Source organism: Streptomyces sp. NPDC005898, from assembly GCF_040629635.1.
Taxonomy (GTDB): Bacteria; Actinomycetota; Actinomycetes; order Streptomycetales; family Streptomycetaceae; genus Streptomyces.
The window spans coordinates 1-2021 of sequence record NZ_JBEXWC010000059.1 but is presented as its reverse complement, the minus strand read 5'-3'; the positions used below and the strand labels follow the sequence as shown (position 1 = coordinate 2021).

The 2021-nt window shown below is 70.3% G+C and carries 1 protein-coding gene; it reads left to right on the top strand.

Annotated features, from left to right (window positions below; genetic code table 11):
- Positions 1 to 2021, top strand: a 2021-nt coding sequence (locus ABZ385_RS33205) for a type I polyketide synthase (protein ID WP_358914200.1), incomplete at both ends; no start/stop codon positions are given.

Below are 2021 nucleotides of genomic sequence, written 5' to 3'. Positions count from 1 at the left end.
TTGGGTGATGTGGGGGTGGAGGCGCCGTTGTGGGTGGTGACGCGTGGTGCGGTTGCGGTGGGTGGGTCTGAGGCGTTGGTGAGTGCGGTGCAGGCGCAGGTGTGGGGGCTTGGCCGGGTGGTGGCTCTGGAGCACCCGGAGCGTTGGGGCGGTCTGGTGGATCTTCCCGAAACGCTCGACGAGCGGGTGGTGGGCCGTCTGGCAGGTGTGTTGGCCGGTGCGGGTGTTGGTGGTGGTGCCGGTGGTGAGGATCAGGTTGCGGTCCGCTCGGCTGGTGTCTTTGGTCGTCGTCTGTTGCGGGCTGGTGGCCGCAGTGCCGGCCAGGAGTGGCGGACCAGTGGCACGGCCCTGATCACCGGTGGTACCGGCGCGCTGGGCGGGCATGTCGCCCGCTGGCTGGCCCGTAACGGTGCCGAACACCTCGTACTGACCAGCCGCCGTGGCCTGGACGCCCCCGGCGCTTGTGACCTGGTCGGTGAGCTGGAGGCCCTGGGGGCGAAGGTCACTGTCGCCGCTTGTGATGTGGCCGACCGGGCCGCACTCGGGCAGGTGCTGGCCTCGATTCCCACCGCGTATCCGTTGACGACGGTGATCCACGCCGCCGGTGTGCTGGACGACGGTGTCATCGAGTCCTTGACCCCCGAGCGGTTCGCGGGCGTCCTGCGCGCCAAGGCGGACGCGGCGCTGCACCTGCACGAGTTGACCAAGGACCTCGACCTCTCCGCGTTCGTCGTGTTCTCGTCCCTCGCTGGGGCTGTTGGTGGGGCGGGTCAGGGCAACTACGCGGCTGCGAACGCGTTCCTCGACGCGTTGGTGGAGCAGAGGCGTGCGCTCGGTCTGCCGGGCACGTCGGTGGCCTGGGGCCCCTGGGCCGAGGCCGGAATGGCGACCGACGGGGTGACCGAGGAGCGCATGCGGCGTGGCGGCATCGCGTCGATGGCGCCCGACGGCGCGATCGCGGTCCTGGACCAGATATTGAAGCGCCAGGACGGCTGCGTAGCGGTCGCCGATGTGGACTGGGAGCGGTTCGCGCCGGCGTTCACGGCAGTCCGTGCAGCCCCGCTGATCAGTGACATCCCCGAGGCCCGTGACGCCCTGGAAGCGGCGAGCGCGACCGGCAAGGCGACGGAGACCGGCGCAACGTCCGCACTGAGCGACCAGCTGCTCGGCCTCTCCTTGGCCGAGCAGGACCGTACGCTGCTTGAGCTGGTGCGCACGCAGGTGGCGACCGTGCTCGGGCACGCCGACACCGGTGCGATCGCGCCGGGCAAGGCGTTCAAGGAGCTTGGCTTCGACTCGCTGACCGCCGTCGAGCTGCGCAACTGGCTCCAGGCTGCCTCCAGTTTGACGCTGCCCGCCACGCTGGTCTTCGACTACCCCACCCCCGCGGCGCTTGCCCAGTTCCTCCGTAACGAACTCATCGGCACCGAGGACGAGACGGCCACCGTCGGGTCCGTGGCCGCGCCTGCGGACGAGGACCCCATCGTCATCGTGGCCATGAGCTGCCGCTTCCCCGGAGGTGTCGAGACGCCCGAAGCGCTGTGGGACCTGCTGACATCGGGCGCTGACGCGGTCTCCGACTTCCCGGACGATCGAGGTTGGGACGTCGAGGGCCTGTACGACCCGGACCCGGACCAGCGGGGCAAGAGCTACACCCGCTCAGGCGGATTCCTGCACGATGCCGCCGAGTTCGACCCCGGGTTCTTCGGGATCTCGCCGCGCGAGGCCCTGGCCATGGATCCGCAGCAGCGGCTGCTGCTGGAGACCTCGTGGGAGGTCTTCGAGCGGGCCGGTATCGACCCGCAGTCCCTGCGCGGTACCCGTACAGGCGTCTTCGCCGGCACGAACGGCCAGGACTACATCGCCCTGTTGCAGCACGCGCCGGAGGGCCTTGAGGGCTACCTCGGCACGGGCAGCGCGGCCAGTGTGGTCTCCGGGCGGCTGTCGTACACCTTCGGCCTGGAGGGCCCCGCGGTCACGGTCGACACGGCGTGCTCGGCTTCGCTGGTGACCCTGCACCT